Annotated in this window: 31 protein-coding genes and 1 pseudogene; 12 read left to right on the top strand and 20 right to left on the bottom strand. The window is 70.2% G+C overall.

The features are described from left to right. Window positions 1-56: 56 nt before the first annotated feature. Window positions 57-689, bottom strand: a complete 633-nt coding sequence (locus KYT88_RS01700; protein WP_051629315.1) for a TetR/AcrR family transcriptional regulator — start codon at window positions 687-689, stop codon at window positions 57-59. 78 nt (window positions 690-767) lie between these two features. On the opposite strand from KYT88_RS01700, the gene KYT88_RS01705 reads away from it, so the two are divergent. Together KYT88_RS01705 and KYT88_RS01710 are read left to right on the top strand one after the other, a co-directional pair. Continuing rightward, window positions 768-1,958, top strand: a complete 1,191-nt coding sequence (locus KYT88_RS01705; RefSeq protein WP_147362313.1) for a hypothetical protein — start codon at window positions 768-770, stop codon at window positions 1,956-1,958. Window positions 1,959-2,063: 105 nt separating this feature from the next. Next, window positions 2,064-3,113 carry an amidohydrolase family protein gene (locus KYT88_RS01710; protein ID WP_081840929.1) on the top strand — a complete coding sequence of 350 codons (1,050 nt, stop codon included), beginning with the start codon at window positions 2,064-2,066 and terminating at the stop codon, window positions 3,111-3,113. Window positions 3,114-3,348: 235 nt separating this feature from the next. Here KYT88_RS01710 and KYT88_RS01715 read toward each other — a convergent pair whose 3' ends face one another. Then, a complete protein-coding gene (locus KYT88_RS01715; RefSeq protein ID WP_043585657.1) occupies window positions 3,349-3,573 on the bottom strand; it encodes a hypothetical protein in 225 nt (74 codons plus the stop codon). 481 nt (window positions 3,574-4,054) lie between these two features. Between KYT88_RS01715 and KYT88_RS01720 the strand changes: the two genes are divergently transcribed. Continuing rightward, the gene (locus tag KYT88_RS01720; protein ID WP_162178072.1) at window positions 4,055-4,735 is read left to right on the top strand and encodes a TetR/AcrR family transcriptional regulator; all 681 of its coding nucleotides are present in this window, start codon (window positions 4,055-4,057) and stop codon (window positions 4,733-4,735) included. Between the two features lie 60 nt (window positions 4,736-4,795). Here the strand turns inward: KYT88_RS01720 and KYT88_RS01725 are convergent, their stop codons facing one another. Continuing rightward, entirely contained in the window at window positions 4,796-6,031 is a 1,236-nt protein-coding gene (locus KYT88_RS01725; protein WP_043585653.1) for an amidohydrolase family protein, read from the bottom strand. Window positions 6,032-6,123: 92 nt separating this feature from the next. Next, the gene (locus KYT88_RS01730) at window positions 6,124-6,726 is read right to left on the bottom strand and encodes a helix-turn-helix domain-containing protein (RefSeq protein WP_237583742.1); all 603 of its coding nucleotides are present in this window, start codon (window positions 6,724-6,726) and stop codon (window positions 6,124-6,126) included. Window positions 6,727-7,538: 812 nt separating this feature from the next. Here KYT88_RS01730 and KYT88_RS01735 point away from each other — a divergent pair. Beyond that, window positions 7,539-7,910 carry a hypothetical protein gene (locus tag KYT88_RS01735; RefSeq protein WP_147362311.1) on the top strand — a complete coding sequence of 124 codons (372 nt, stop codon included), beginning with the start codon at window positions 7,539-7,541 and terminating at the stop codon, window positions 7,908-7,910. Window positions 7,911-7,965: 55 nt separating this feature from the next. Here the strand turns inward: KYT88_RS01735 and KYT88_RS01740 are convergent. Next, window positions 7,966-8,094, bottom strand: a pseudogene (locus KYT88_RS01740) (helix-turn-helix domain-containing protein); the annotation flags it as partial. Window positions 8,095-8,220: 126 nt separating this feature from the next. Here KYT88_RS01740 and KYT88_RS01745 point away from each other — a divergent pair. Then, entirely contained in the window at window positions 8,221-8,445 is a 225-nt protein-coding gene (locus KYT88_RS01745) for a hypothetical protein (protein WP_147362310.1), read from the top strand. 142 nt (window positions 8,446-8,587) lie between these two features. On the opposite strand, the gene KYT88_RS01750 is transcribed toward KYT88_RS01745, so the two are convergent. Next, entirely contained in the window at window positions 8,588-8,953 is a 366-nt protein-coding gene (locus KYT88_RS01750; RefSeq protein ID WP_147362309.1) for a hypothetical protein, read from the bottom strand. Between the two features lie 7 nt (window positions 8,954-8,960). On the opposite strand from KYT88_RS01750, the gene KYT88_RS01755 reads away from it, so the two are divergent. Next, window positions 8,961-9,122, top strand: coding sequence for a hypothetical protein (locus tag KYT88_RS01755; RefSeq protein ID WP_156032198.1), 162 nt, complete (start codon window positions 8,961-8,963; stop codon window positions 9,120-9,122). A gap of 127 nt (window positions 9,123-9,249) precedes the next feature. On the opposite strand, the gene KYT88_RS01760 is transcribed toward KYT88_RS01755, so the two are convergent. Together KYT88_RS01760 and KYT88_RS01765 are read right to left on the bottom strand one after the other, a co-directional pair. Further along, window positions 9,250-9,429, bottom strand: coding sequence for a hypothetical protein (locus tag KYT88_RS01760; RefSeq protein WP_043585642.1), 180 nt, complete (start codon window positions 9,427-9,429; stop codon window positions 9,250-9,252). Window positions 9,430-9,596: 167 nt separating this feature from the next. Beyond that, window positions 9,597-10,154: a DUF6518 family protein gene (locus tag KYT88_RS01765; protein WP_043585640.1), complete on the bottom strand. Its 558-nt coding sequence runs from the start codon at window positions 10,152-10,154 to the stop codon at window positions 9,597-9,599. Window positions 10,155-10,326: 172 nt separating this feature from the next. Here KYT88_RS01765 and KYT88_RS01770 point away from each other — a divergent pair, with 172 nt between their 5' ends. Further along, the gene (locus KYT88_RS01770) at window positions 10,327-10,560 is read left to right on the top strand and encodes a hypothetical protein (RefSeq protein WP_043585638.1); all 234 of its coding nucleotides are present in this window, start codon (window positions 10,327-10,329) and stop codon (window positions 10,558-10,560) included. 189 nt (window positions 10,561-10,749) lie between these two features. Continuing rightward, window positions 10,750-10,977, top strand: a complete 228-nt coding sequence (locus KYT88_RS01775; RefSeq protein WP_043585636.1) for a hypothetical protein — start codon at window positions 10,750-10,752, stop codon at window positions 10,975-10,977. Between the two features lie 163 nt (window positions 10,978-11,140). On the opposite strand, the gene KYT88_RS01780 is transcribed toward KYT88_RS01775, so the two are convergent. The 3 genes from KYT88_RS01780 to KYT88_RS01790 all read right to left on the bottom strand — a co-directional run bounded on the left by KYT88_RS01780 (window position 11,141) and on the right by KYT88_RS01790 (window position 14,312). Then, a complete protein-coding gene (locus KYT88_RS01780; protein WP_051629313.1) occupies window positions 11,141-12,250 on the bottom strand; it encodes a threonine aldolase family protein in 1,110 nt (369 codons plus the stop codon). Window positions 12,251-12,286: 36 nt separating this feature from the next. After that, on the bottom strand, window positions 12,287-12,943 hold the full coding sequence (locus tag KYT88_RS01785; RefSeq protein WP_043585631.1) for an NUDIX domain-containing protein: 657 nt from the start codon (window positions 12,941-12,943) through the stop codon (window positions 12,287-12,289). A 100-nt stretch (window positions 12,944-13,043) separates the two neighbouring features. Beyond that, on the bottom strand, window positions 13,044-14,312 hold the full coding sequence (locus KYT88_RS01790; RefSeq protein WP_043585629.1) for an NAD(P)/FAD-dependent oxidoreductase: 1,269 nt from the start codon (window positions 14,310-14,312) through the stop codon (window positions 13,044-13,046). A gap of 315 nt (window positions 14,313-14,627) precedes the next feature. Between KYT88_RS01790 and KYT88_RS01795 the strand changes: the two genes are divergently transcribed. Together KYT88_RS01795 and KYT88_RS01800 are read left to right on the top strand one after the other, a co-directional pair. Beyond that, window positions 14,628-15,074 (top strand): Asp23/Gls24 family envelope stress response protein, encoded by a 447-nt coding sequence (locus KYT88_RS01795; RefSeq protein ID WP_043585625.1) that lies wholly within the window; start codon window positions 14,628-14,630, stop codon window positions 15,072-15,074. Window positions 15,075-15,203: 129 nt separating this feature from the next. Then, window positions 15,204-16,190 (top strand): Asp23/Gls24 family envelope stress response protein, encoded by a 987-nt coding sequence (locus KYT88_RS01800; protein ID WP_043585624.1) that lies wholly within the window; start codon window positions 15,204-15,206, stop codon window positions 16,188-16,190. A gap of 24 nt (window positions 16,191-16,214) precedes the next feature. Here KYT88_RS01800 and KYT88_RS01805 read toward each other — a convergent pair whose 3' ends face one another. From KYT88_RS01805 to KYT88_RS01825, 5 genes are all read right to left on the bottom strand, one after another. After that, on the bottom strand, window positions 16,215-16,787 hold the full coding sequence (locus KYT88_RS01805) for a septum formation family protein (RefSeq protein ID WP_043585623.1): 573 nt from the start codon (window positions 16,785-16,787) through the stop codon (window positions 16,215-16,217). A 102-nt stretch (window positions 16,788-16,889) separates the two neighbouring features. Continuing rightward, entirely contained in the window at window positions 16,890-17,342 is a 453-nt protein-coding gene (locus KYT88_RS01810; RefSeq protein WP_119374032.1) for a DUF805 domain-containing protein, read from the bottom strand. A gap of 82 nt (window positions 17,343-17,424) precedes the next feature. After that, window positions 17,425-17,892 carry a hypothetical protein gene (locus KYT88_RS01815; RefSeq protein WP_043585621.1) on the bottom strand — a complete coding sequence of 156 codons (468 nt, stop codon included), beginning with the start codon at window positions 17,890-17,892 and terminating at the stop codon, window positions 17,425-17,427. Continuing rightward, window positions 17,889-19,022 (bottom strand): ABC transporter permease, encoded by a 1,134-nt coding sequence (locus KYT88_RS01820; RefSeq protein ID WP_043585619.1) that lies wholly within the window; start codon window positions 19,020-19,022, stop codon window positions 17,889-17,891. Before KYT88_RS01820 ends, KYT88_RS01815 begins: the two co-directional genes overlap by 4 nt. After that, window positions 19,019-19,900: an ABC transporter ATP-binding protein gene (locus KYT88_RS01825; RefSeq protein ID WP_043585617.1), complete on the bottom strand. Its 882-nt coding sequence runs from the start codon at window positions 19,898-19,900 to the stop codon at window positions 19,019-19,021. The genes KYT88_RS01820 and KYT88_RS01825 overlap by 4 nt, the downstream gene beginning before the upstream one ends. Before the next feature lie 201 nt (window positions 19,901-20,101). On the opposite strand from KYT88_RS01825, the gene KYT88_RS01830 reads away from it, so the two are divergent. Next, the gene (locus KYT88_RS01830; RefSeq protein WP_043585615.1) at window positions 20,102-20,542 is read left to right on the top strand and encodes a hypothetical protein; all 441 of its coding nucleotides are present in this window, start codon (window positions 20,102-20,104) and stop codon (window positions 20,540-20,542) included. Here the strand turns inward: KYT88_RS01830 and KYT88_RS01835 are convergent. Both KYT88_RS01835 and KYT88_RS01840 read right to left on the bottom strand, forming a co-directional pair. Next, the gene (locus KYT88_RS01835) at window positions 20,533-21,438 is read right to left on the bottom strand and encodes an SMP-30/gluconolactonase/LRE family protein (protein WP_043585614.1); all 906 of its coding nucleotides are present in this window, start codon (window positions 21,436-21,438) and stop codon (window positions 20,533-20,535) included. The two genes, KYT88_RS01830 and KYT88_RS01835, sit on opposite strands and share 10 nt — an antisense overlap. Continuing rightward, window positions 21,435-22,229 carry an SDR family NAD(P)-dependent oxidoreductase gene (locus KYT88_RS01840; protein WP_043585612.1) on the bottom strand — a complete coding sequence of 265 codons (795 nt, stop codon included), beginning with the start codon at window positions 22,227-22,229 and terminating at the stop codon, window positions 21,435-21,437. The genes KYT88_RS01835 and KYT88_RS01840 overlap by 4 nt, the downstream gene beginning before the upstream one ends. Window positions 22,230-22,281: 52 nt before the next feature. Here KYT88_RS01840 and KYT88_RS01845 point away from each other — a divergent pair, with 52 nt between their 5' ends. After that, a complete protein-coding gene (locus tag KYT88_RS01845; protein ID WP_043585610.1) occupies window positions 22,282-23,064 on the top strand; it encodes an SDR family oxidoreductase in 783 nt (260 codons plus the stop codon). 86 nt (window positions 23,065-23,150) lie between these two features. Here KYT88_RS01845 and KYT88_RS01850 read toward each other — a convergent pair whose 3' ends face one another. Both KYT88_RS01850 and KYT88_RS01855 read right to left on the bottom strand, forming a co-directional pair. Then, a complete protein-coding gene (locus tag KYT88_RS01850; protein WP_081840927.1) occupies window positions 23,151-24,179 on the bottom strand; it encodes an RES family NAD+ phosphorylase in 1,029 nt (342 codons plus the stop codon). Continuing rightward, complete coding sequence (locus KYT88_RS01855) at window positions 24,172-25,119, bottom strand: sce7725 family protein (protein WP_081840926.1); 948 nt, start codon at window positions 25,117-25,119, stop codon at window positions 24,172-24,174. The genes KYT88_RS01850 and KYT88_RS01855 overlap by 8 nt, the downstream gene beginning before the upstream one ends. Window positions 25,120-25,123 lie beyond the last annotated feature (4 nt).

A 25,123-nucleotide genomic window follows, 5' to 3' on the forward strand; every position in this document is an offset into this window, starting at 1 on the left:
GCTCCGCGGCTCGGGCGGGTCGGCGTGCGGCTCCCGGGCCCTGGTGACCGCGCCGTCTAGTCGGACGAGGCCGCGGTCGCGGTCGCGGTGGTGGTCGCGGCGGCGAACGCGCGGAGCGTCGCGACCTGCTGGGCTGTGCTCGGCGGCGCGTCGGCCATCTGCCAGGTCGACACGAGCGCGACCATCCCGCCGATCGCGAAGGTCCGTGCGTCGTCGCTGAGGGCGATCCCCGGTCGGGCGTCGTCGTGATGCGACTCCATCAACCAGGTGCTCACCACCGCCGCGATGACCTCGGCGACCCGCTCCCCGCGCGGGATGGCCCGGAGCTTGTCGAAGAACTCGCGATCCGCTCGCCCGGCGGCCAGCAGCGGTTCGACCCCGTGCTCCCGGACGGCGTCGGTGAGCGCCAGTGCGAGGTTCGCCGCGCCGTCGGCGGCGGGTGGGCAGTCCTGGAGGAGCCGGCTGATCCAGGCATCCGTCGCGAGGTCGCCGACGTTGTCGTAGTGGTTGTGCAGTGCCTGCCTGCTGAAGCCCGCCCGCTGCGCCACCGCGCTCATCGAGATCGCCTCGCCCTTCGGCGCCTCGGACACCAGCGCTGTGAGCGCCTGGATCAGGGCGGAGCGGGTGCGGACGACCCGCGGGTCGACACGGGACGCGCCGTCCGGTACCGCGCCACTCCGATCCGTCATGCATCCATCTTGCCAGAGGCCGAGGCCTTGTGTACAGTCGTCATCTATTGGACAACTGTAAAGGACATGATGACCCACGTGACCGAGACGGCACATCACCGCGGAGACTCCCCGCAGCACCCCGACTTCGAGGCGGCGGTCGCGGGGGGCGCGCTCACGTCGGAGGGGCCGGGCTCCATCCATCGCTACCGGAACCTGATCCTCGGCGGGGTCGCGATCCTGCTCCTCGCCATGGCGATGCTGGTCAGCTACTCGACCGCGTTCGGCGACCCGACGCCGAACCACATCCACCTCGCGGTGACCGGCGACGCCGACACGATCGTCGCGCTCGAACAGCAGGGGTCGCTGGAGCTCACCGTGGTGTCGTCCGCCGAGGAGGCCCGGGCCGCCGTGCTCGACCGTGACGTGGACGGCGCTGTCGTCCTGCCCGCACCGGGTACCGGCGGCACGGTCTCCACCTACACCGCCAGCGGCGGAGGCCGCGCCGTCGCCCAGGCGGTCTCCGGCATCGGCGCCTCGATCGCGGCGAAGGCGCAGTCCACGAACCAGACCACCGACCTCGCCCCTCTGCCGGAGGAGGACCCGGTCGGATCGATCGAGTTCTACGCGATCCTCTTCGCGGGGTTGGGCGCGGCTCTCGGCGCGACGGTGTTCGGGCGCATCCTCGGCACGGTCGACACGGCGCCGAAGTTCGTCGAGCGCAGTGTCGTCCTCGTCATCTACTCCGGCCTGCTCGCCGGCCTGATCACGCTCTGGATCGACTCCGCGCTGGATGCCGTGACCGTCGGCCCATGGGGCGTGTTCGGGGTCCTCTGGCTGACGGGAGTCGCGATCGGAGGAGCGGTGACGGGAGTCGCGGCCCTCGGCGGCACCATCGCCGCGCTGGCCATGACGCTGGCCCTGGTGATCTTGGGCAACACGTCCTCCGGTGGGCCGCTCGGGATCCACGTCCTCAACGACTTCTTCCAGACCCTCTACTACGTCTTCCCCCAGGGGGACGCGCTCGACCTCCTGCGGTCGGTCCAGTACTTCGACGGCGCGGCCGTGACCGCTCCGATCATCCGGCTGGGGATCTGGGCGGTCGCGGGCATCTTGCTGACCCTGACGGCCATGCTCATCCGCACCCGTCGGGAAGCCGCGGCCCGCGCGATGGAGGCGCGGCGTCCCGAGTCGGGGACACGCGCGGCGGCCGCGCCCTCGCCCGCCCACGCCCCGCACGCCGCCGTCACCACCAGCTCGGAATACCTTCCGCTCACGCCGTCACCCTGACCGCGACGCGATCAGCAGCACGGCTCCACCTGACCGGCGGCCATCACGACGATGACCCGCACCACTCGCACGTGACATCCACCAACGCAATCGGAGGTTCTTGACATGCCAGGAAAGATCGACGTCCACCAGCACCTGCTCCCGCCCCTCTACTTCGAGGCGCTGAAGGCGGCAGGAGAACGGGCCATGGGGAGCGGGGCCGGGTCGGCCGGGGGCGCCCCAGCCGTGTCGGGCGGGTCCGCGCAGTGGAATCCGTGGGCGCCGAACGGCGACACGGGACCGCGACAGGGTCCGCGCACGATCGGCGGCTGGCAGATGCCGGAATGGGACCCCGACGCGGCCATCGCGATGATGGACGAGGCCGGCATCCAGACCGGGATCCTGTCGATGAGCGCACCCGGCGTCCACTTCGGTGACGATGCCGCAGCCCGCGCGCTCGCGCGCGAGCTGAACGACTACCAGGCCGAGCTGGTCCGGTCGCGGCCGGACCGGTTCGGGCACTTCGCCGTGCTGCCGCTGCCGGACTTCGACGGCGCGGTCGCCGAGGCCGTCCGGGCGCTCGACGAGCTCCACGCCGACGGTGTGCTCCTGCTGTCGAACGCGAACGGGCGCTACCTCGGTGATCCCGCCTACGAGCCGCTGTGGGTGGAGCTCGCGGCGCGCTCGGCCGTGGTCTTCGTGCACCCCACGTCGCCCCCGATCGCGCAGCTGCCGGGGATGCCGACGGCGCTGCTGGACTTCCCGTTCGACACCACGCGCACCGCCGTGGACCTCGTCGCCCACGGCGTGTTCGACCGGCACCCGGACCTGCGCGTGATCCTCTCGCACGCGGGCGGGTTCCTGCCCTACGCCGCCAGCCGCTTCAGCGCGGCCGCGATGTTCAACCCCGGCACCACGCCGGAGAGCATCCAGGCGGGACTGCGCAAGTTCTACTTCGACACCGCGTTGTCCGCGTCGCCCACGTCCCTGCCGTCGCTCCTCGCGTTCGCGGAGCCGGGTCACATCCTCTACGGGAGCGACTTCCCGTACGCCGACCCGGAATGGAGCGCGCGCTTCGACCACGAGCTGGACATCTATGACGGCCCCGGGGCGGAGCGGCTCGGCGAGGTCGACCGCTCCGCCGCCGAAGCGCTGTTCCCGCGCCTCGCGGGATAGCGCAGCGGCCGCTCCGGATCGCAGGCGCAGCGATGGTCGTGCGATAGGTGGCACGGGTCCATGTGACGGTCGGATGAGCTCCTGACGCGCCTCAGTCGGACTGGATGCGTCGCGGGATCCACCGCGCGAGACGTGACGCGGGTCCGACCCGCGCTGCTCTCCGGGAGCGGCGCATTCGTCGCCGACGCGCTACGGCGCCGCCTCCACGTGGGTGAAGACGGCGCCGTGGGGGTGCCTAGTCGTCGGATCCGCAGTGGACGCGCGGGGGCCAATCGAAGGTCGGGGTCCCGGAGTAGCACGGGTCGGGACGGACCTCGGGGTAGTGGTGCCGGACGCCGTCGGTCTCGAGTCCGTGGGTCGAGGCCTGCGCCGACATGGGCGTGAGGACCATGGCCGCGCTCATGGCGCCGAGGAGGAGGAGGGCTCGTGTCGTCGTGACGCGGGATGTGCGGTTCATCATGTGTGTCCCGTTCTGTTCTGTGCGCTGCATGCTCTGAGGGGAGTCGCGCGTTCCTCGCCGAGAGCGCCGGAGCCGGCGCCGCACACGGTAGGACTCGGCGCAGAGGACACGGGTGGGCTGTCCTCATCACGGGTAGTCGGCGCGCCATCCGATGCCGGACGACTCTGCGAGACCACGGCACTCGCGCTGGAGCAGCCCTCACGCGCGGAGGCGCGGCCGGGGAGGGATCGCCTGTCGGACACCTGTCGGGCTGATCCGCGCCCGCACGGAACACGGCGGCGGCTGGTCCTCGAGTGGGCCGGCCGCCGCCGCTCGCGGGGGACGACACCGCGGTCCCGCGTTCCCTCCCGTCTTCGACGAGGCGACCCTCTTCCGGGTCGGGCAGCCGGTCGAGCACCTCTGACGCACCCGAGCCGGTGAGATCATGGACGCGAGCCGCGATCCCGCCGGCTCACCTGCCCCCTGCCACGAGAGGCGAGCGTTGACCCGTTCGGAGGAGATGCGCGTCCGCATCCTCGACACCGCGCACGATCTCCTGAACGCCGAGGGCCGCGACGCGGTCACGACGCGCGCGCTCACCTCGGCCCTGCACATCCAGGCGCCGACGATCTACCGCATCTTCGGCGACAAGCAGGGGCTCCTCGACCAGGTCGCGCTCCACGGCTTCTCCGCCCACCTCGCGACCTGGACGGGATGGACGCCCGGCGCCGATCCCATCGACTCGCTCCGTCAGGGCTGGGACATGCACATCGACTGGGGGCTGCAGCACCCGCAGGTGTACTCGATCGCCTACGGCGGACCGCGCACGGGCTCCTCGTCGCCGGCGGCGGATGCGATCGACGCGATCCTCCGCACCCAGTTCGAGGTCGCGGCGAAGGACGGCCTGCTGGCGGTCCCCGTCGCGGACGCCGTCCACCTGATCCGCGCCACCGGTGTGGGCGTCGTGTTCACGCTCCTCGCGATGCCGGAGGGCTCTCGCGACATGACCCTGTCCACCCGGGCTCGCGAGGCGATGCTCATCGCGATCCTCGCCGAACCGGTGGACGGCGACGATCGGGATGGCGCCGCCATGCGACTCCGGCATCGGCTCGAGGACACGACGGCGTTGACGGCGAACGAGCGCGCCCTCTTCGGCGACTGGCTCGACCGCCTCGTCAGATAGGCCGTCCCATCAGGCGACCGCGGCGAGCTCGTCGCCGGGGCGCGCCTGGCCCACGCCTCGCTACGCCCCGACCCGGGAGCCGCGGCGCCAGATCGCCGCGATGTTCAACGTGTCCGAGATCGTCGACGTCGGGTCCCCGTCGACCAGCAGCAGATCCGCGCGGAGGCCCTCCGCGATCCGGCCCCGGTCGGTGAGGGCGAAGTGGCGAGCGGGCACCGACGTCGCGGCGGCCAGCGCTTCGGCCGGGCTGAGGCCGGCGCGCACGAGCATCTGGAGCTCGTGGTGCACGCTGGCGCCGTGCGCGAGGCCGCCGAGCGACGGATCCGGTGCGGATGCGTCCGTGCCGACGAGGATCGGGACGCCGGCCTCGTGCAGCGCGCGGACCGTCGCCAGGACGTCGTCGACGCTGCCGTCCGGGTAGTGGTCGAACGAGCTCCGCAGCGTCAGGAGCCAGTGCGGATCCAGCCGCGAGCTCACGCGGGTGTCGGTGGCGAACTCGGCACCGGTGATGCCGATGATCGAGGAGTTCAGGACGACGCACGGGATGACGAACACGCCGGCGGACGCGATGAGGTCGATGATCTCGGGCGTCGGCGCCTCGTCCACGAACAGGTGCGCGAGGCCGTCGATCCCCGCGGCGAGGGCCATCCGCGTCGCCCCGACCGTGAGCGTGTGCGCCAGCGTCAGCATGCCGAGACGCCGCGCCTCGGCGACGCCGGCATCCAGCGTCGCCTGGTCGAGCATGGGGAGCCCGGGGGCGTTCGCCGTGGACCCGTCCTCGATTAGGAACTTGATGTAGTCCGATCCCGACGCGATCAGCTCCGGGATGAAGGACGCGGCCTGCGCGGGCGTCGTGGAGAGCGGCATCACGATGTCGCCGAAGCCCGGTTCGCCCTCGCCGGGGAAGGCGCCCTCCGGGATGATCTCGAACGGGTGCCCGTCGGGAGGGGTGAGCCCGAATCCGGAGGACCGCACGTCCGCGAGGGCGTCGTCCGACTCGAGCTCGGCTCGCCGAGGAGCGGTGAGGACCCCGCCCATCTCCAACTCCGTCGTGACCCCGAACCGCAGCGCGAGGCGGAGCGCCTCGGGGGACGAGTGAGTGTGGGAGTCGATGAGCCCCGGCAGCAGGGTCCGGCCGGCCCCGTCGATCACCTCATCGCCCTTGTTCCGGGGAGCGTCGTCCGATGCCGTGGGGCGTACCGAGACGATGTCGGTCCCCTCGATCCGCACCGTCTGGTGCAGGTGGGTGCGTTCGCCGTCGAACACGCGGACGTTCGAGATCGTCGTGGAAGCCATGTCGGTCCTGTCTCTGGGTGAGCAGCGACCATGCGGCCGCTAACAAAAGAATGTTAGCAGGCGTGCCTTGTCGACGTTCCGACGTGTTCGGATCAGGTCCGGCCGTTGGGTCTCGGCTCCGTGCGGTCGCGTGAGAGCGGGAACCGGCGATCCAGGCGCGGGCTGAGGACCACGAGGAACAGGAACATCGCGAGCAGCCATCCGGCGATCCAGTAGGCGGGGATGAGGAAGATCGCGTGGTTCGCGAACGCGTCCGTCGTGATGCCGACGATCACGGCGATCGTGAGCAGCGCGCCGACGCCGTAGTAGAGGGCTTCGAGTCCGTCGGTGATCGTGTCGCGACGTTCCTGCTGTCGTGCGGCGCGGGTGTCGAGGGCTGTGACGGCGCGTCCATGGCCGCTCTCATCCACGGTGGTGAAGAGGTCGCGCACCTGGACCTCGAGCGCCGTGGCCACGCGGGTGAGCGTGTCGAGGCTGGCGTCGTTGCCGGCTTCGAGGCGTTGCACTGTCCGGACGGTGATGCTGCTGGCCTCCGCCAGTCGTTCCTGGGTCCAGCCGCGCTGCGTGCGGAGGTCGACGATGCGTGTCTCGTTCATGCTCTCCACGGTACGGACGGGCGTCCGGGCCGGCCACGACATCCAGCCGACATCGACCCGACATCGACCCGACAGGGCGCGATAGGCGATCGCGGCCACCCCACGAGGGAGGGGCGGGAGCTCCGGGAGCGGCATCCGGGGAGGGATCGGCGAGCGAGCCGGCTGGACCGGTGCGGCTGCGGTCCCGGTGACCGTCCGGGGAAGTGCGCGAAGCCGGCGGCACAGGGGAGAACAGGTGGGTGACGTTCGAAGCGCTCGTGGTGCGAGGAGCAGTGCGTCGTGCTTCACTGACCCGCATGAGGCGGGCGCGGACACCAGGTCCGATGTCAGTCCTCGTCGCGGCCGCCATCGTGTTCAGCGTGAGTGGCTGCGCTGCCGGAGGGTCGGGTTCGGGCGGATCCTGGGCTGCCAAGACGCTCGAGCTCCACGACTCGTCCTTTCACCCCGGAGGGTCCGTGCGAGTCAGCGCGGCCTTCGTATGGGAGACGTGCGAGGACACGGGAGGCGCCAGCCGAGCCGCGTCGGATGTCACCATCCTCATCACTCACTCCGGGAGCGGCGAGGAGGTGCTACTCGGCCGCCCGACGCCGAGACGAGAGCAGTCCACGGTCGACGAGTCCTTCGACCTCCCCGCGGACCTGCCCATCGGCCCCGCTGTCGTCGCTCTGCGCTCGCACAGTGGAGATGCGATCGACGTCGAAGTCCCCCTGACGGTCACGACAGCGCCAGCTCCCTGAGGTCGGCGGGCGCATCCGCGTCGCCCCGAGGACCGTCCGGGAGGGGATCGGCGAACGGGACGGCTGAGCCGGTGCGGATGCGATTCCGGTGACCGTCCGGGGGAAGTGCGCGAAGCTGGCGGTATGAGGTGGGGTGGATACGGGGGACCCCGAGCGGCATGGGTGCCCGGGGTCGTGGGACTCGCCGCTGTCGCGTTCTGGGCGGTTTTCACCATCGCCGTCTTCGCGCACGCGGCTCCGGTGCACGACGCGTACCAGGCATCGTCGAACGCGATGCAGGACCCTGATCCGCTGGCTGATCCCCCTCGAGACGTCGCGATCGTCGACCTGCAGATCGCGATCATGCTCGTCCTGGCACTGCCGGTCGCCATCACCGCGCTGCTGCTCGGCCTGAGCGCCATCTTGGCGCGTCGAGGCCGTGGGTGGGCGCTCACGCCGTCGTGGATCGCCGCAGTCCTCGGTGGGCTCGGAGTGCTCCCTGCGCTCGCGGCGTTCTTCGCGGGGTTGGCTGGCGGCGTGTTCAACTGGTTCATCCTCTTCGGATGACCTGACGTCGATGCCGTCCGGCAGACGATCCCTCACCGGGCATCGAACGCTGCATCTAGGTTCGCCTTGCGGGAATCCAGTCGTCTTCCCAGGGGAGGATGTCGCCTGGCTGGCAATGCAGAACGCGGCACATGGCGTCGAGGATCGAGAAGGGGATGGCTCGTGCCCGACCGTTCTCGAGGACGGCCGCGTTCGCGTATCAGACACCCATGGAATTCGGTGACCGGTCCCTCATCGGATGCCAGGGCGGCGCAGCAGTCGAGGTTTCGTGGATGCCCCGCGCCGTGAAGCCGTCGACTAGCCTGGCCGCATGAGCGACGGAGCGAATCAGCCCTCGAAGAAGAGCTCGAATCAGGCTCATCGGGCCGCGGGACTCATTCCCGCAGTGGGCGCGGTGCTCGGCGGGGCCGTCGCGACGTTTCGGGGCGCGACGGGCGAACTCGGATCGATCTTCCTCATCATCGGCCCGGCTCTCATGGTCCTCGGTGTCATCGCGTTCTTCGTGTACCGATGGATGGCCAAGCGCGGCCTGTAGCCCTCGAAGGGGCTGTCTCTCCTGAGAGGTCTCGACATGGGCGCGCCGGCATCGCAGGCGTCCGGGCAGGGTCCCCTGCTGAACACCTTGGAGCAAGCGCCAGCGCGGCTGACCGCTGCGGTTGCAGATCAGCAGTCGCTGCTCACCGTCCGTCTGCGAGGGGCTCGACTCCGCTGGCGAAGAACGTCTCACCGGGGCAGTCGTCGGGCTGTCCGGGCTGGCGGTACTGCGCGTATCCGCCGACCATCTCGAGCTCGTCGCCGAGGGCGAAGCTCTGTTCTCCGACGGTGAGCGTCTTCCCGTCCCAGCTCGCGGGGCGTGGCACGACGACGGTGTATCCGCCGACGCGGATGCATCCGTCCTCGAACGACAGGGGGCCGGCGAGCCGGGCGGTGGCTGAGTTGTAGCTGCCGTCGGCGGCCCGGTACTGCTGGACGGTCAGGAGGCCGTCGTCGAAGCTCATGCGCGGCGTGGCCGTCGGAGCGGGTGCGCTCGTGCTGGGGCTCATGCGGGCTGTGGCCGTCGAAGCGGATGTGCTCGCGCCGGACGGAGAGCAGCTGGACAAAGCGAGGAGCACGGCACCTGCGGTAGCGGCCGCATACAGCTTCGTCATGGTCATCGACATTCCATCCTGGATCGGCGTGCGGGGCGATCCGACGTCGGAGCCGCCGGTGTGACGGGCCGCCACCGTCCCGGTGCTCGGCAACATATCCAAAAGACCGCGTGACGCGAACCCCCCAGTGACGGGGACCGCTTTCCGCTGCACGCAGGCATGCGCCTCTACGAGACGCCACGAAGAATTGCCTACTTCGGCCAGGTGTTGGCGCCGGTCTTCCTGCTGGCGGACAGCTTGTCGCCATCCAGCAAGAGCACGGCTGCCCCTACGGGCAAGAAGAGGAGTGCGGGTAGCCATTGGAATACGACCAGGGCAGCCAATGCGATGACCAGCACCGTCATCGCGCTGATGCTGATGATCTTGGCCATCTCCGGGCCTCCCGTTTCGCTTGCCGCAGTCTAGGGGCGGAAGGGCGACCGCCACCAGGGCGACGAAGCGACCCGTTCATCGGGTCATGTCCGCTTCGCTGTAGGCGTCGCCGCCGAGCGGTGCTCGATCTCCCCGTGGTCCTCGCCCCGAACTGCCCCATGCCGCGCTAGACAGGTGCGATGCGTGGCGTCGCACGCAGCCGTCGCACGCCGATCCCGACTCCTGCCGCGGTCAGGATCCACGCGACGATGTGCAGCAGCACGTAGCCGGGCTCGTCTCCCACGAGCACCTGCTGACCGGTCTCCATGACGATGAGCAGTGGGCCGCCGACCCAGGCGATCAGGGACCACCCGTCACGACGACGCCCGAGAGCACCGACCGCGCCGAGGAACGGGCCTCCCGCGACTGCCGCCAGAGACCAGTAGGCGACCGAGTCCAGGAGCCACCGCGACCCCGGCGTCGAGAGCCAGGCCGTGCCGTAGTAGCACCACACCGCAGCGAGCAACGACAGCGCTCCGGCCACGATCGAGCCCCTCAGCCGCAGCATGATCCCACCCGCCGCAATGCCGACCACCGCCCAGGCGGAACCGAAGTTCACGAACGCGAACACGTGGAAGAGCACCACCGACAGCATCTGACCTGATGCCTGCGCCGCCGCGAACACCCCGATCTGCAGGAGCGCGAACACGACTCCCAGACCGATGGCACTCAGGAGTCGCTTCACCCGTTCAGTATGACCGGGCGCACGGACGGGCGGCTGCCTGCTGGACTCCGATCCGCGTCCGGTGGGGATTCCATGACGGACACGCGGCGAGTGGGTCGAACGAAGCTGGCGCCTCCGCGCCGACTGCGACGATCCCCTAGATTCGGGGTAAGCGCATCGGAAGGCGGAACTCATGAAGTGGCTGTTCACGACCGACCATTGGAAATCGGCACGGCATGCCATCGTCTTCTTCTCCGTCCTGCTGGTCGCCGGCATCGTGGGCATTTTCCTTCCGGGTTCCGACGAGCCTGCGAGGCGAAGTCTCGGGTTGCCGATCTGGGGAGTCGCCGTATTCCTGGTCGTCCTCGCATCCTTCGCGCTCGTGCTCGCCTTCCTCCAGCGCCGCCGCGAGAAGCGCGGAGAGTAGCTCCGCATTGCATCGACGGCGGGGCGAGTCGGTAGTGCAGCAGCCGACATTCTCGATGATCCGGGTAGGGATCTCGTCTTGAGACGCGCATTCGGGCGACCCAGCATGCATGGGCACGGCCGCGTCGTACGTCGAACAGGAACGTACCCGTCCTGGATCGCCGGGCAGCCGGCGTGCAAGGCTGGCGGCATGAGCAAGTCCGAGGACGCCGATGCGTCTGGATCCTTCATGCGCACCCAGCACTTCTACTTCCTCGTCACTGGGATCGTGGCGATCATCTACGGAGCCATGCACCCGGAGCAACGGGTCCTGGGGTTCGTCGCGGGCGGAGCCTTCGTCGTCATCGGCGGGTTTCTTCTCACGCGCTCGCTTCGCAGGAAGAACTCGGGCAAGAAGGGCTCGGCCTCACGCTCCTAGTCACGGACCGACATCGGTCAGCGGTCCGGGTAGCCATCCCCTTCCGGATGCAGCGATGAGCCTCGGTGCCCATCTGCCGGAGTCCTTGCATGGATGACGAGTCGGACATCGACGACGGGACCTCCTTACCGGGAGGCCCCGTCCCAGACGATGCCGAGCGGCGCTACCCCGCCCCGACCTCCCGGCGGATCGCCGCCGCGAAGCGGTCGATGTCGTCCTCGGTGGTGTCGAAGGAGCACATCCAGCGCACCTCGCGGCGGGCCGGGTCCCAGTCGTAGAAGCGGAACTCGCTGCGGAGGCGGTCGGCGACGCCCTCGGGGAGGATCGCGAACAGGCCGTTCGCCTGCGTCTCCTGCGTGAACTCGACGCCGTCCACGCCGTCGAGCGCGGAGCGGAGGCGCGCGGCCATGCCGTTCGCGTGGCGCGCGGAGCGGAGGTAGAGCGGCACGCCGTCGACCTCGGATCCGAGCAGCGCCAGCAGCTGCGCGCTCACGAACCGCATCTTCGAGGCGAGCTGCATGTTGAGCTTGCGCAGGTAGGTGAGGCCTTCGCTCGCCTCGGGATCGAGGACCACGATCGCCTCGCCGTAGAGCAGGCCGTTCTTCGTGCCGCCGAAGCTGACGACGTCGACGCCCGCGTCCGACGTGAAGGCGCGGAACGGCGCGTCGAGCGTGGCGGCCGCGTTGGAGAGGCGGGCGCCGTCCATGTGGAGGCGCATGCCGCGCTCGTGCGCGTGGTCGGCGATCGCCCGGACCTCGGCCGGCGTGTAGACGGTGCCGAGCTCGGTGGTCTGCGTGATGCTCACGGCGAGCGGCTGCGCGCGGTGCTCGTCGCCCCAGCCCCACGCCTCGCGGTCGATGAGCTCGGGCGTGAGCTTGCCGTCCTCCGTGGGCACCTGCAGCAGCTTGATGCCGGCGACGCGCTCGGGGGCGCCGCCCTCGTCGGTGTTGATGTGGGCGGTGGTCGCGCAGATCACGGCGCCCCAGCGCGGCAGCATCGAGAGGAGGCCCGTGACGTTCGCGCCCGTGCCGTTGAAGACGGGGAACGCCTCGGCGCCGCGGCCGAAGTGCTCGCCCACGACCTCCTGGAGCCGTGCCGTGTAGGCGTCGCCGCCGTACGCGACCTGGTGCCCGCCGTTCGCGGCGGCGATGGCCTCGAGCACCTCGGGGTGGATCCCGGAGTAGTTGTCGGAGGCGAACCCGCGGGCGGCGGTGTCGTGGAGCTGGAGCGGGGAGACGGGGGAGGCGGCGGTGGCGTCGGTCACGGGATCCATCCTCGCCTACCGGCCGTGCCGCCCGTGCGCGTCCGCCTATGCGGGGAACCCGTGCAGCGCCACGTGCTGCAGCAGGATCACCGTCTTGCCGTCGGCGATGCGGCCGTCGGCGACCATCGCGAGCGCCTCGTCCAGCGTCACCTCGATGCGCTCGATGTCCTCGCCCTCCTCGGCCACGCCGCCGCCCGCGCCCACGACGTCGGCCGGCGTGTACGACGCGAGGTAGTGGTGCACGCGCTCGGTGACGGATCCGGGGCTCATGAAGAGGTCGAACAGGTGCGTGAGCGCGACGATCTCGACGCCGAGCTCCTCGCGGGCCTCGCGGCGGATCGCGGCATCCGGGGAGTCCTCGTCGAGGAGGCCGGCCGCGGCCTCGATCAGCATGCCGTCGGGGTGGCCGTTGACGTAGGCGGGATAGCGGAACTGGCGGGTGAGGAGGATCCGGTGGGTGTCGGCCGCGTACAGGAGCACGGTCGCGCCGTCGCCCCGGTCGTAGGTCTCGCGCTGCTGCTCCTGCCAGGATCCGTCGCGCAGGCGCAGGTCGAGCGTGGTCCGGCGGAGCACGTGCCAGCCGTCGGAGGTGACCTCGACGCGCTTGACGACCACGTCGGGATTGCGATCGAGGTCCGTCCCGCGGAGGTGGAGGCCGGTGCGGCCGCGGGAGTCGGGGGCGGTCTCACCGGGGCGCGTCATGGACCCATCGTGGCGGCCCGGGCAGCGGCGGCGCGTCCGTCGGATGGCGGAATCCCGTCGCCGGGCGCCCCGGATCCAGGCGCGGGGCGGGCTCGGAGGATCAGGCGCGGCCCTGCAGGATCAGGTTCCAGTACACCCACGGCAGCACGTGGCGGTCGGCGAGGAACGTGATGCGGCGCTCCTTGGCGAGGCCCTTCCAGCCCGGGATCGTGGGCTTCGGGCGGTAGCGGTCGTCGAACTCGGCGAACACCACGGTCGAGCGGGAGACGACGAACGGGCACACCGAGTAGCCGTCGTACGTCTGCGGCAGCGGCTTGCCCTTCCGCGCCGCGACGAGGTTCTTGGCGACCGCGGTGGTCTGGTTGCGGAGCGCGCCGCCGGACTTCGAGTTCGTGGTGGCGGCCGCGTCGCCGAGCGCCCAGACGTCGGGGAAGCGCGGGTGGCGGAGGGTGAGCGGATCCACCTCGACGAAGCCGCCCGCGTCGCCGGGCGCCGCGAGGCCCGTGCCGGCCAGCCAGTCGGGCGCCGATTGCGGCGGCACCGCGTGCAGGACGTCGTAGGCGATGGTCTCGCGCTCCGCGTCCTCGAGGCCCTGCTGTGCGGCGTGGTCGGGCCCGAGGAGCGCGCGGGCGCGATCGACGCCGGCGATATCGACGGTGCGGGCGACGGGATCCACCGCAACGAGCTCGCGCCCATACCGCACCTCGATGCCGTACTCGGCGACCTTGCGCTCGAGCTCGGCGTCGACGAGCGGCATGCCGAACATCGTGGGCGTCGGCACCACGAGCACGACGCGGATGTCGTCGAGCACGCCGATGGCGCGCCAGTGGTCGCACGCGAGGTACATGGGCTTCTGCGACGCCCCCGAGCACGTCCCGGGGCCGTCGGGTTGCGTGAAGACGACCGTGCCGGAGCGCACGTCGCGCAGCACCTTCGAGGCCTTGGCGGCGTAGTTGTGCTCGTAGTTGGAGATGCCGACGGGCGAGTCCATCGCCTCGGCGAGGCCGGGCACGCGGTCCCAGTCCTTCTGGATGCCCGGGCACACGATGAGCTGGCCGTAGGAGAGGCGCGTGCCGGACTCGAGCGACACCGTCTTCGCGACCGGGTCGATGCCGGCGACGCGGTCCCGGATCCACGTGACGCCCTTAGGAGTGACGGATCCCTGCGGCCGGGTGGCCTGCGACGCCCGCGCGGTGCCGCCCGCCACGTGCGAGAACATCGGCTGGTAGTAGTGCGTGTCGCGCGGCTCGATGACCGCGACGTCGTCGACGCCGTACCGCCGGAGCCGACCCGCGACCGACAGGCCGGCGTTCCCCCCGCCGATGACGAGGACGTCGTGGTGCGGGGTCGTGCCGGGGGCATCGGTCATGGGCTCAACCTAGGCCGGGTGCACGGCATCCGTCCGGCCGTCGTCCGGCCGACCGGCGACGCGCGCCGCGGGATCCGTGCCCTGGCCGGTCCCGTGCCCTGGCCGGTCCCTGGGCCGGGCTCGTGCCCTGGCCGGAATGCGCACGCCGGACGCCGCCAGGTGGCCGCCCAGCGAACCCCGGCCGCTCCCGCCTGGAGGAACGCTGGACGTCCGGGACGAGCCGGGCGCCTCCGCCGTCTCCTTGACGTGCCGGTCGACCAGCCGGCACCGCGGACCCGCATCCGGGATCGCGCCACCGAGCATCAGGAGCACCACATGACCGACGTCACCCCCGCCACCGCATCCAGCCGCGCCGCCGCGAAGCACACGCCCGCCGACTCCGCCGCCGGCAAGAACACGATCGCCGACGGCGTCGTGGAGAAGGTCGCCGGCATCGCGGCCCGCCAGGTCCCCGGCGTCCACGACCTCGGCAACGGCGCTGCCCGTGCCGTCGGCGCGATCCGCAACGTCATCGGCCAGCAGGACCGCGGCCAGGGCATCTCCGTCGAGGTCGGCGAGACCCAGGTCGCCGCGGACATCGTCGTCGTCGCCGAGTACCCCGTCGCGCTGCAGGACCTCGCCGACCGGATCCGCGAGTCCGTCACCGACGCCATCTCGCAGGTCGTCGGCATGGACGTCACCGAGGTCAACGTCACCGTCTCCGACGTGCACATCCCGTCGGACGACAAGGACGACGACGACTCGAAGAGCCGCGTCCAGTAGCACCGCCCGCTGACGGGACCGGGCACGCCCGGTCCCGTCGCCGCGTGCGGACCCGTAGGCCCGCGCCCGGGGCGCCCGGCCGCACCTACCCGCACCCATCCCGCACCGCACCACCGAAGGAGCACCGCCGTGAACGACGCCGCACCCGCCATCCGTCCCATCGACCTGACCGGCATCGACGCCGCGCACCCGGAGGGGGAGACGACCGCGCACCGCGTCGGCGTCGCCGCGGCCGAGACGGCCGCGGCCATCACCGGCGTCCACCACCTCGGCGGCACGGCCGCGCGGGCGCTCGACGCGGCGTCCCGGGCGATCCGCGGCACGAGCACCGGCCCCGGCGTCACGGTCTCCGAGGAGGCCGGCGGCACCGTGATCGACATCGACCTCGTGGTCGAGTACCCGACGCCCGTGCAGGACGTCGTGGACGAGACGCGCGAGCAGGTCGCCCGTGCGGCCCGGCAGATCGCGCCCGGAGCGGTGCGCGTGAACATCCGCGTGACCGACGTGCACGGCCCCTTCGACGACGAGCAGTCGCCCGCCGCTGCCGCGCTGGAGAGGGCGAAGGACGCCGGATCCGACGCGCTCGAGAAGGCCAAGGATGCCGGATCGGACGCGCTGGACACGGCCGAGGCGGCCGGATCCGAAGGGCTCGAGAAGGCGAAGGCGGCCGGATCCGACGCCGCCGATCGCGCCCGCGAGGCCGGCGACCGGATCCAGGACGCGTCCGCCGCCGCCGCCGCCCGCGCGCAGGACGCTGGATCGCGCGTCGCCGACGCCGCGAAGGAGATCGGCTCCGAGGCCGCCGACCGCGCGAAGGCCGCGGGCGCCGTGCTCGCCGACTCCGCGAAGGCGGACGTCGAGGAGACCCGGGACGCGGCCGAGGAGCGCGACGAGCGCGCCGCCGCTGGCGCCGTCGACGACGCGGCCGACTTCGACACGTACGCGACGGAGGCCGCATCCGCGCCCGAGGTCACCGTGGTCGTCGACGGGCACGGCGACGGCACCACCCGCGTGGAGGTCGACGGCCCCGCCACGGTGGAGGTCCAGGGCGAGCGCGTCGAGGTCGACGGCGAGGCCGCGTCCCGGGACGACGACGAGGACGCCGACCGCTCCTAGCGGTCGGCGGGCCGGGCCGCGCCGCTACCGCCCGATGCCCGCGAGCGAGCCGACGGTCTTGCCCGCGGGATCGCCGATGATGCAGTCCACGGTGCGGTCGCCCGTGCTCCAGCTGTCGCCGGTCGGCTTGTACCCCTGATAGTCGTAGATCGAGTCCTGGTAGTCGAAGCCCACGAAGGGCCCGAACGCCGAGCCGCACAGGTCGTCGGCCTGCGCGTCCACGGCGTCGTCGCCGGGGAAGCCATCGCCCGTCAACGTAGGGGCCGCGTAGACCTCGAAGTCGTGCGGCTCGGAGCATGGCACCGTGCTCACGTCGCCCACCTGGTGCGAGTGCGCGGAGTCGTCGTCGCTCGCGGGGTGCGCGTCGGCCGCGTCCTGCTCGATCACGGCGGCTGACGCCGCGTCGTCGAGGCAGTCGCCCTGGCGCAGCGTGAAGACGTCCGTCGTGCCGCCGGCCGTGATGGATCCGTCGTCATCGCGCGTCTCGGCGTGCGGGACGAGGTCGGCCAGCTGCTGCAGCGAGCACCCGCTGAGCGCGGCGGCGAGGAGGACGGCCGCGAACGCGGAGGGCAGGATGCGGCGGGCGGCGACGGCCATGGGGGTCCTCGGGTTCGGGGAGCGGATCGGCTCACCGTAGCGTCGCCGCTCGCCCGCGCGCGCGAGTTCCGCGCGGGGGACCCGCGCCGGGGATCCGCTGCGTCAGTCGAACCGCGCGCCGCCCGGCCGCGACCGCCCCGCGGTCATGACCACGTAGACGATCGTCCCGAGGACCGGGATGAAGTTGATGAAGATCCACGTGCCGCTGCGGTCGACGTCGTGCAGCCGACGCCACGAGACGGCCAGCGCCGGGACGAACACGGCCAGCTGGAGCACGGCGAGCACGGCGCTCCAGGAGTCGACGATGGTCAGCTCGTCGAGGAGCCCGAGGCCCCCGAGCGGCTCCCGGCGGTCGGCGTTCAAGCTGCTCAGGGTCTGGAGGGCGGACGTGCCGACGACGCTCGTGAGGATCCACCACCAGAACTCGCTCCGGCTGGCGCGCCCGCGGAAGGTCGCGTACTTGAGGAAGAACCTCCGCATCGCCTCCTGCCAGGACGCGCCGTACAGCGGCAGCTCGAGGGTCGGGCGGGTTCCGGGCGGCGTCGCGTCGGTCATGCGTCGACCGTACGCGGGCCCGGCCGCATCCGCGGGGGAGCGGATGCGGCCGGGCGGTCGGCGGCGCGGGGTCGACGCCGGATCACACCACGGTGAGCCCCAGCACCGCGAGCGCCCCGAAGGCGACGCCCCAGACGGCGATCGCGATCGTCTCCCAGATCAGCACCGCGCGCGGGCGGGCGCCGAAGGAGACCATCGCCGCCGATGTGAAGTGCGTCGGCACCAGGAGCGGGCCGAGGAGGCTGACGCCCGGCACGCCGTAGCGGTCGAACGTGCGGCGGATCTTGGCACGCCTCGGCGTCTCCTCCCTCGTGCTGTCGCGCGTGATCCGGTTGCGCGTGCGCGACGCGACCAGCACGATCAGCGCGACGATCGCGACGTTGCCCACGACGGCCGCGAGCACCGCGACCGCCACGTGCTGGCCGCTGATCACGCCGACCACGGCCGCGAACTCGACCTCGAGGAACGGGATCATCGCGGTGACCATGACCCCGAACCAGCGGAGCAGCTCCGGCAGCCCGTTCGTGAAGTCCTGCAGCGCGTCGATCATCCCTTCAGCGCCTCTCGCAGCTTCACGCGGGATCCGGTGCGGAGCAGCGAGTTGCTGTAGATCCGCGATCCGAGGGCCACCACCACCGCGGTCGTCGCGATGAGCACGGCGAGCGAGACGAGCGGCTCCCACCACTGGGCCTCGCCGAGGAACAGCCGCATCGGCATCCCGACCGGGGCGGAGAACGGGATGTACGACATGACCGTCATCACCACGGGGTTGTCGTTGAAGAAGATGACGGCGAAGTACGGGATCATCACGAGGTACGTGACCGGGGCCGTGACGGCTCCCACGTCCTCCTGGCGGGAGACGAGCGAGGCCGCCGTCGCGAAGAGCGACGCGAGCAGCACGAACCCGAACAGGAAGAACACGACGAACCAGATCACGGCCGGGCCGACGATCGCGAGGAGCGCGGTCTGCTCGGTCACGAGGAGGCCGATCCCGGACATCAGGGCGATGAGCGCGATCTGCGTGAACGCCAGGATGCTGTTGCCGAGCACCTTGCCGGCGAGCAGCGCCCGCACGGGGATGGTCGACATGAGCAGCTCGACCACGCGGGTCTGCTTCTCCTCGACGACGCTCTGGGCGATGATCTGCCCGAACGTCAGCGCCGAGATGAAGAACACGACGCCGAACGCGAGCGCCACGATGTAGGCGATGGCGGGATTCGTGGTCGGCTCGTCGAGGAGCTCGACGCGCGGGGTGTCGGTGAGGGCGCTCACGACGCCGTCGGGGGCGGAGGTGTCGCCGATCACGAGCACGGCTCCGTCGGAGTCGGCCTGCGTGTCGGGGACGACCGCGGCCTCTACGTCGCCGTCGCGGACCATCGCCTGCGCGTCCTCGACGCTGTCGGCCGGCACGCCCTCGAGCGACTCGGCGCCGGACACCGCCTGCTGGGCGGAGCCGACGACGGCCACCCGCGTCGTCTCGCTGCCGCCGCCGGGGCCGCCGTTCGCGGTGAGGAAGCCGCTGACGATGATGGAGGCGAGGATCCCGACGAGCAGGATCCCCGTGCTGATGAGGAACGACTTGCTGCGCAGGCGCATGCGCACCTCGCGGCCCGTCACGAGCATCGTGGACTGGGCGAACGTCGGGGCCGTGCCCCGTCGGGTGGTGCTGGTGGTGCTCACTGGACGACCTCCTGGAAGATCTCGCTGAGGGTGGGGCGGCGACGGGTGAAGCCCGCGACGGATCCGCGGGAGACGGCCTCGGCGAGCACGCGCTGGCGCGCCTCCTCGTCGGCCTCGAAGAGCACGTAGCCGCCGTCGAACTCGACGACCTCGACGCCGGGCACGTCGCGCACCCAGCCGCCGTCGCCGTCGATCTGCAGCTCCGTGAGGGGGCGGCTGTGTTGGTCGCGCAGCTCCTCGCGGTCGCCCGATGCGCGGATCCGGCCCTCGGCGATGACGACCACGTCGTCGCAGAGGCGCTCCACGATGTCGAGCTGGTGCGAGGAGAAGAGCACGGGCACGCCCTGCGCGGCCCGCTCGGTGAGGACGCCGAGCACGGTCTCGACGGCGATCGGGTCGAGGCCCGAGAACGGCTCGTCGAGCACGAGCACCTCGGGGTCGTGCACGAGGCTCGCGGCGATCTGCGCCCGCTGCTGGTTGCCGAGCGACAGCGACTCGATGGGGTCGTTCCGCCGCTCGCCGAGGCTGAGCCGCTCGAGCAGTCGTTCCGTGTTGGTGGTCGCGTCGGCCGCGCTCATGCCGTGCAGGCGGCCGAGGTAGACGATCTGCTCCTGCAGCTTCATCTTCGGGTAGAGGCCGCGCTCCTCGGGCATGTAGCCGAAGGTGCGGCGGCTGGAGGTGCCGAGGTCGCTCCCGTTCAGCGAGACCGTGCCGGAGTCGGCGGTGAGCACGCCGAGCATGATCCGCATGGTCGTGGTCTTGCCGGCGCCGTTGCCGCCGACGAAGCCGGTCAGCCTCCCCGGCCGCACGGTGAAGGACACGTCGTCGAGGACCTTGCGGTCCCCGAACGATCGCGTGACGTTCTGGACTTCGAGCACGAATGGCCTCCTCGGTGGGCGTGGGTGATCCGTGCTGCTCACGCTAGGTGCGGGGGTGCGCGGGGGAGTCCGCCATGAGGGGGAACCGGGTGGGGGATGGGTCGTGCGTCGCGGTGATGGGGCGCGGACGGGGGCGCGGTCGCCGCGGACGGGGGCGCGGCAGGCGGTGATCCGCGGCCCGGTTCCTCCTAGGGTCGGGGCATGCGCTTCCCCACCCTCGTCCAGGCCGTCGCCGACGGAGCCTCCGCGGCGGGGTGCGTGCTCTTCGCGCTGATCGCCACGGGCATCGGCACCGCGCCGCTCGCGATCGCCGGACTCGCGCTGCTGGGGCTGTCCGCGATCGTGCGGGTCGTCGCGATCGTGTGGGCGCGGCGCCGGCTCGCGCTCGTCGGGCGCGGCCGCGGTGCGTGGACCCGCTGGATCCACGCCCTCTGGCTCGTGCAGTGCCTCGCCTTCGTCGCGGGGCTGGTGCTCGCGCACTCGTCCGTCGGGGCGGTCGCGACCGCGGCGATCGTCGGCGTCGTCGTGGGCGTCACCTCGGTCGCGCTCGCGGGAGGTGCCGCCCGTCGCGCCGGACGCGGATCGGGTGTCGGCAGCGGCACGGGCTTCGTCGACTCCGCCGCCATCACCGCCTACGCGTAGGCGCTCGCCGCCGGACCGGTGACGCCCGGCCGCACCGCGAACAGCATCCCCGCGCGCGGATGGCGGGCCGAGTCCTCCGGCGAGTAGCCCTCCTGCGAGGTCGTGATCACGAGGACGTCGCGGCCGGGGCCGACGAACGCGCAACTGGAGACCTGCGGCGCGTCGACCCGCACGGATCCCACGTGCTCGCCGGTCGGCGAGTAGCGGCGCACCTCGCTGCCGCCCCAGAGCGCGACCCAGAGGAAGCCCTCGTCGTCGACGCACATGCCGTCGGGGTGGCCGTCGGCGGGGTCGATCTCGACCACCACCTCGGGATCCGCCAGCCCCGGCCTGCCGCTGCCGTCGTCGTCCGTGACCCGGAAGCGCCGGACCTGCTGCGTGGTCGTGTCGATGTACAGCATCTCGGAGCCGTCGGCCGAGAACGCGGTGCCGTTGGAGATGGTGACGCCCTCGAGCACGGTCGTCGCGCGGCCGCGGTCGAGGAGGTAGAGCGCGCCCGCGCCGGGCGTCTTGTCGAAGGCCATGGACCCCGCCCAGAGCCGGCCGCGCGGATCCACCTCGCCGTCGTTCATGCGGCGCCGGATGCCGTCGGCCGGGAGCACGTCGACCATCGGGATCAGCTCGCCGTCGGCCGTGAGACGGACGAAGCCGTCGCGCGCGGCGAGCACGTGGCCGCCGTCCGCGTGCCGGACGACCGCGCCGACCGGGCCGCCCACGCGCGTCTCGTGGACCGGCCCGACCGCGAGCGTGACCGGATCCAGCGTGGCCTCGCGGACGATGCCGACGTACTGGTCGGCCCAGAGCAGGGTGCCGCGCGACTCATCCCACAGCGGCGCCTCGGCGTGCTCGGCGCGGACGGTGTCGAGCGGCACGGCGTCCCAGACGGCGACGCTCATCGCGCGCCGTCCCGCGGCCCGCGCTCCGGCGCGCCCTCGCCCTCGTAGGCGCGCTGCGGCATCTGCGTCGCGAGCTTGCCGCCGCTGACGTCGACGAGCGTGCCCGTGATGTAGCCGGCGCGGTCGCTCGCGAGGAACACGAGGAGGTCGGCGACGTCGTCGGGCCGCTCCCACCGGCGGATGCTGAGGGTGTCGAGCAGGCGGTCCTGCGCGGGCTCCGGCATCTCGGCGAAGCCGTTCATGGCGGTGGGGATCATGCCGGGCGCGTAGGCGTTGACGGTGATGCCCCACGGCCCGAGCTCGCTCGCGAGCACGCGCGTGAACTGCACGACCGCGGCCTTCGACGCCCCGTAGGCGGCCGCGCCCACGCTCGGGACGACGGCCGCGAACGACGCCGCGTTGATGATCCTCCCGCCTCCCGCCGCCTTCATGGCCGGGATGACCGCCTGCGAGAGCAGGAACACCCCGCCCACGTTCACGTCGAACGCGGCCTGGAAGCGCGCCGGCTCGAGCGTCTCGACGGACCCCTCGACGTTGATCCCGGCGTTGTTCACGAGCACGTCGACCCGGCCGGCAGCCTCGACCACCTGGGCGATCGCGGCCTGCACGGACGCCTGGTCGGTGACGTCGGCGACGATCGCGGTGATCCCCTCCGGCAGCGCATCGCGGAAGCGGAGGTCGAGCCCGAAGACCCGGCACCCCTCCTCCAGGAAGCGCTCGGCGATGGCGCGGCCGATGCCCTGGGCGGCACCGGAGACGACGACGACCCTGTCGTTGAGGTCGATGAGCATGCGTGTTCCCCACAGTCCTAATAGCGTTTCCCTCAACGTAGGGGAGACCGCCATGTCCGGAGCACGGACGCACGACCAGCACCACGACCACGACGGCGACGCGCCTGGGGAGGGATCGGCGAGCCCGCGGACGCTGTGGATCAGCGGCGCAGGATCCGGCGTCGGGCGCGCGACCGCGGTGGCCGCCGCCCGCGACGGCTGGCGCCTCGTGCTGTCGGGCCGCCGCCGGGAGGCGCTCGAGGAGACGCGCGCGCTGGTGGACGACCTCGGATCCACCGCGCTCGTCGCCCCGCTCGACGTGACCGACGACGCCGCGCTCGCCGCGGTGGTCGCGGATCTCGACCGCCTCGACGGGATCGTCGTCGCGGCCGGCCTCAACGCCCCGCGGCGCTCGTGGGCCGAGCAGGAGATCGCCGACTTCGACCGCATCGTCGCGACCAACCTCACCGGACCCGCGCACCAGGTCGCCGCCGCGCTCCCGCTGCTGCGCGCGACAGGCGGCACGGTCGTGCTCGTCTCCTCGTACGCGGCCTGGACCCACTCCCCGGGCGCGGGCGTCGCATACAGCGCCTCGAAGACCGCGCTCGGGGCGCTCGTCCGCGACCTCAACGCGCAGGAGGCGGGCGCCGGGATCCGCGCCACGCACCTCTGCCCCGGCACCATCGACAGCGACTTCCTCGCGCTCCGCCCCACCGTCCCCGACGCCGAGGAGCGCGCCGCGATGCTCACGCCGGACGACGTGGCCCGCGCCGCGATGTTCGTGCTCGCCTCGCCGCCGCACGTCCGGATCGACGAGCTGGTGCTGTCGCCGATGTCGCAGCGCGGGGGGTTCTGATCACGGCACTTCTAGCCAGGTGACCGGACATCACGGGCAATTACTGTGAGCCAATCGCTGCGGGTTGAGGCTATGTGACTGGTCGCCTAGTCAACTGCAATGCTTACGCTAACTCGATTGACGTTGTAGGAATTCACTGCCAGAATTTGCGCTGATTCAGGCTTGAAAAGCGCAAGATTCACACCTGCGCTTACGGAGCTTCGGTAGAGAACGCCATCAAATCCGCTGACTTTGATAAATTCGCATAAGTACTGGCTTGGAATGTATTCGTAAGGGGCGCTTTGCGGTAGTACTGGCCGGGTCAACTCGCTTCCAAGCCGTTCTAGCAAGGGCAGGTCTGCTAAAAGCTGCCCAATCTGATTCGCTTCTTCAAGAATGAATGGCGATACACGTTCTCTTGGGTTCCGAAGATCGACTACTCGTTCCGCATCTATTGAAAATAGAGCCACCGATGCGTGCTCCCCTGTATGTGGCCGGATTTCGGCAACCGCCGTCTCGGGCGTCGAGCCAATGTAGAGATAAGGTATGCCGGCGGGGTTAGCGCGTCCGTGGGCCGCCAGGCGCCGAGGTGGGGCCCCCATCTTGTCAGGTGGGAATGGCGTGTCTTCGGTATTAAGTCGGGCCCTAAACCAATCGCGGCCGAGCGACCTCGGGTCCGTGATTAAGAGGTCGAGAAGTTCGCCTAAGCGGTCGAAGTCGATTTTATGATCCAAAAACCACCGATTGTTGTGCATCATTTCGTCGCGCAGGTCGTCCCACAGGGTCAGTGACTGTGTTTGGTAGGCAGGCGAGGGTATGAATGTGCGGCGGACAATGTCGCCGTCATTAAGTATTTCGGCAAGCAGTTCTTTGACCCGTGGGTCATCCATTCGCGTGTGCGAGAAGAGGCCCCAATCCTGCCGAAGTAGGGTCGGCAAAAACTGACCATCTTCACTTACGTCGTATATCTCCACAAGCGTCTCAAAGTACTCCCGGAGCTGTTCCGGCTCGACGAGTTGAGACGAAATTTCGCCACAGAACGAACATGTACCAACGTTACGATCGAGGTCCGGAAAGATATTATCTCTAAGGCCTGCATCTCCAAAGCACGTTGGGCAGCATCGGCGTTCAGGCATACGTGCTGTGATGATAGTGGGAAAGTGTCTCTATATGATGGTTAATCGACAATTTCTTTATATATCCCAGACCGGGGAAGTGCTCCTCCCTGTGCAGGCGTCGCAATTCGGTTACCGCAGTGGTCTCGAGGAGTTGGGACTGACCGGAGTCTAGCGCAAAAATAAGTTTGGAAAGTGCTTGAGCAAACTTACCCGCGGGGTCTGTGGGGGTGTCGTTGGTATCGGATATAAAGTGATACACAAACATTGCATTGTCCTGACGGCTATTAATAAAGGTAAGGTGTATGGCCACGGCGTATGCCGGTCCTCCACCCTCGCTAAATCGATCGCCAACCGTCAGAAAGTCGCCGTAACCCTGCATGCCCAAATCGCCATACGTGGCATGAAGGTCCGAAAAGAACTCAACAGGTGCATAATCTGCGTTCTTCTTCTGCTCGAATCCATCGCGAACTAAAATGCGTGGCGGGCGAGGAAAATGCCGTCGATAGAGCATGCTGGCCTGGTCTTCAATGAAAATGTTACTGACGTTGGTAAGGTCATCTTGAAGTCGGTGGGCAATTGGTGCGGCGTCAAGAAAACCCGCGTGTATGACGGCTTCCGAATGCCCTCGGTGAGCCTCTAGAAGTGAGATTGCGTCTGAGGCCGTGTGGTCACTCCTTAGAAGGGCGCCTGCAATGATGGCATCATTGCCCCGATACTCATTATTTAGAAACTCAGTGATAATCGAGCCGTCCACGCGGTGGTCTCCATGGCGCGGGTTCACAATAACAATTGCTCGCCCGCCGGCATTGGTAACCGCCTCTAATGCGCGCTGAAGGCCTGTTAAAGTAGAACGGACCGGTTCAATGATAGGAATGAACTGTGATTCCGCTAAAACAGAAGCCGATTCGCGCAGGGCGAGTAATTCAAACTGTTTGCCTCTGAAATATGGATGATACATTGTT

This window comes from Clavibacter sp. A6099 (genome assembly GCF_021919125.1).
Taxonomy (GTDB): Bacteria; Actinomycetota; Actinomycetes; order Actinomycetales; family Microbacteriaceae; genus Clavibacter; species Clavibacter seminis.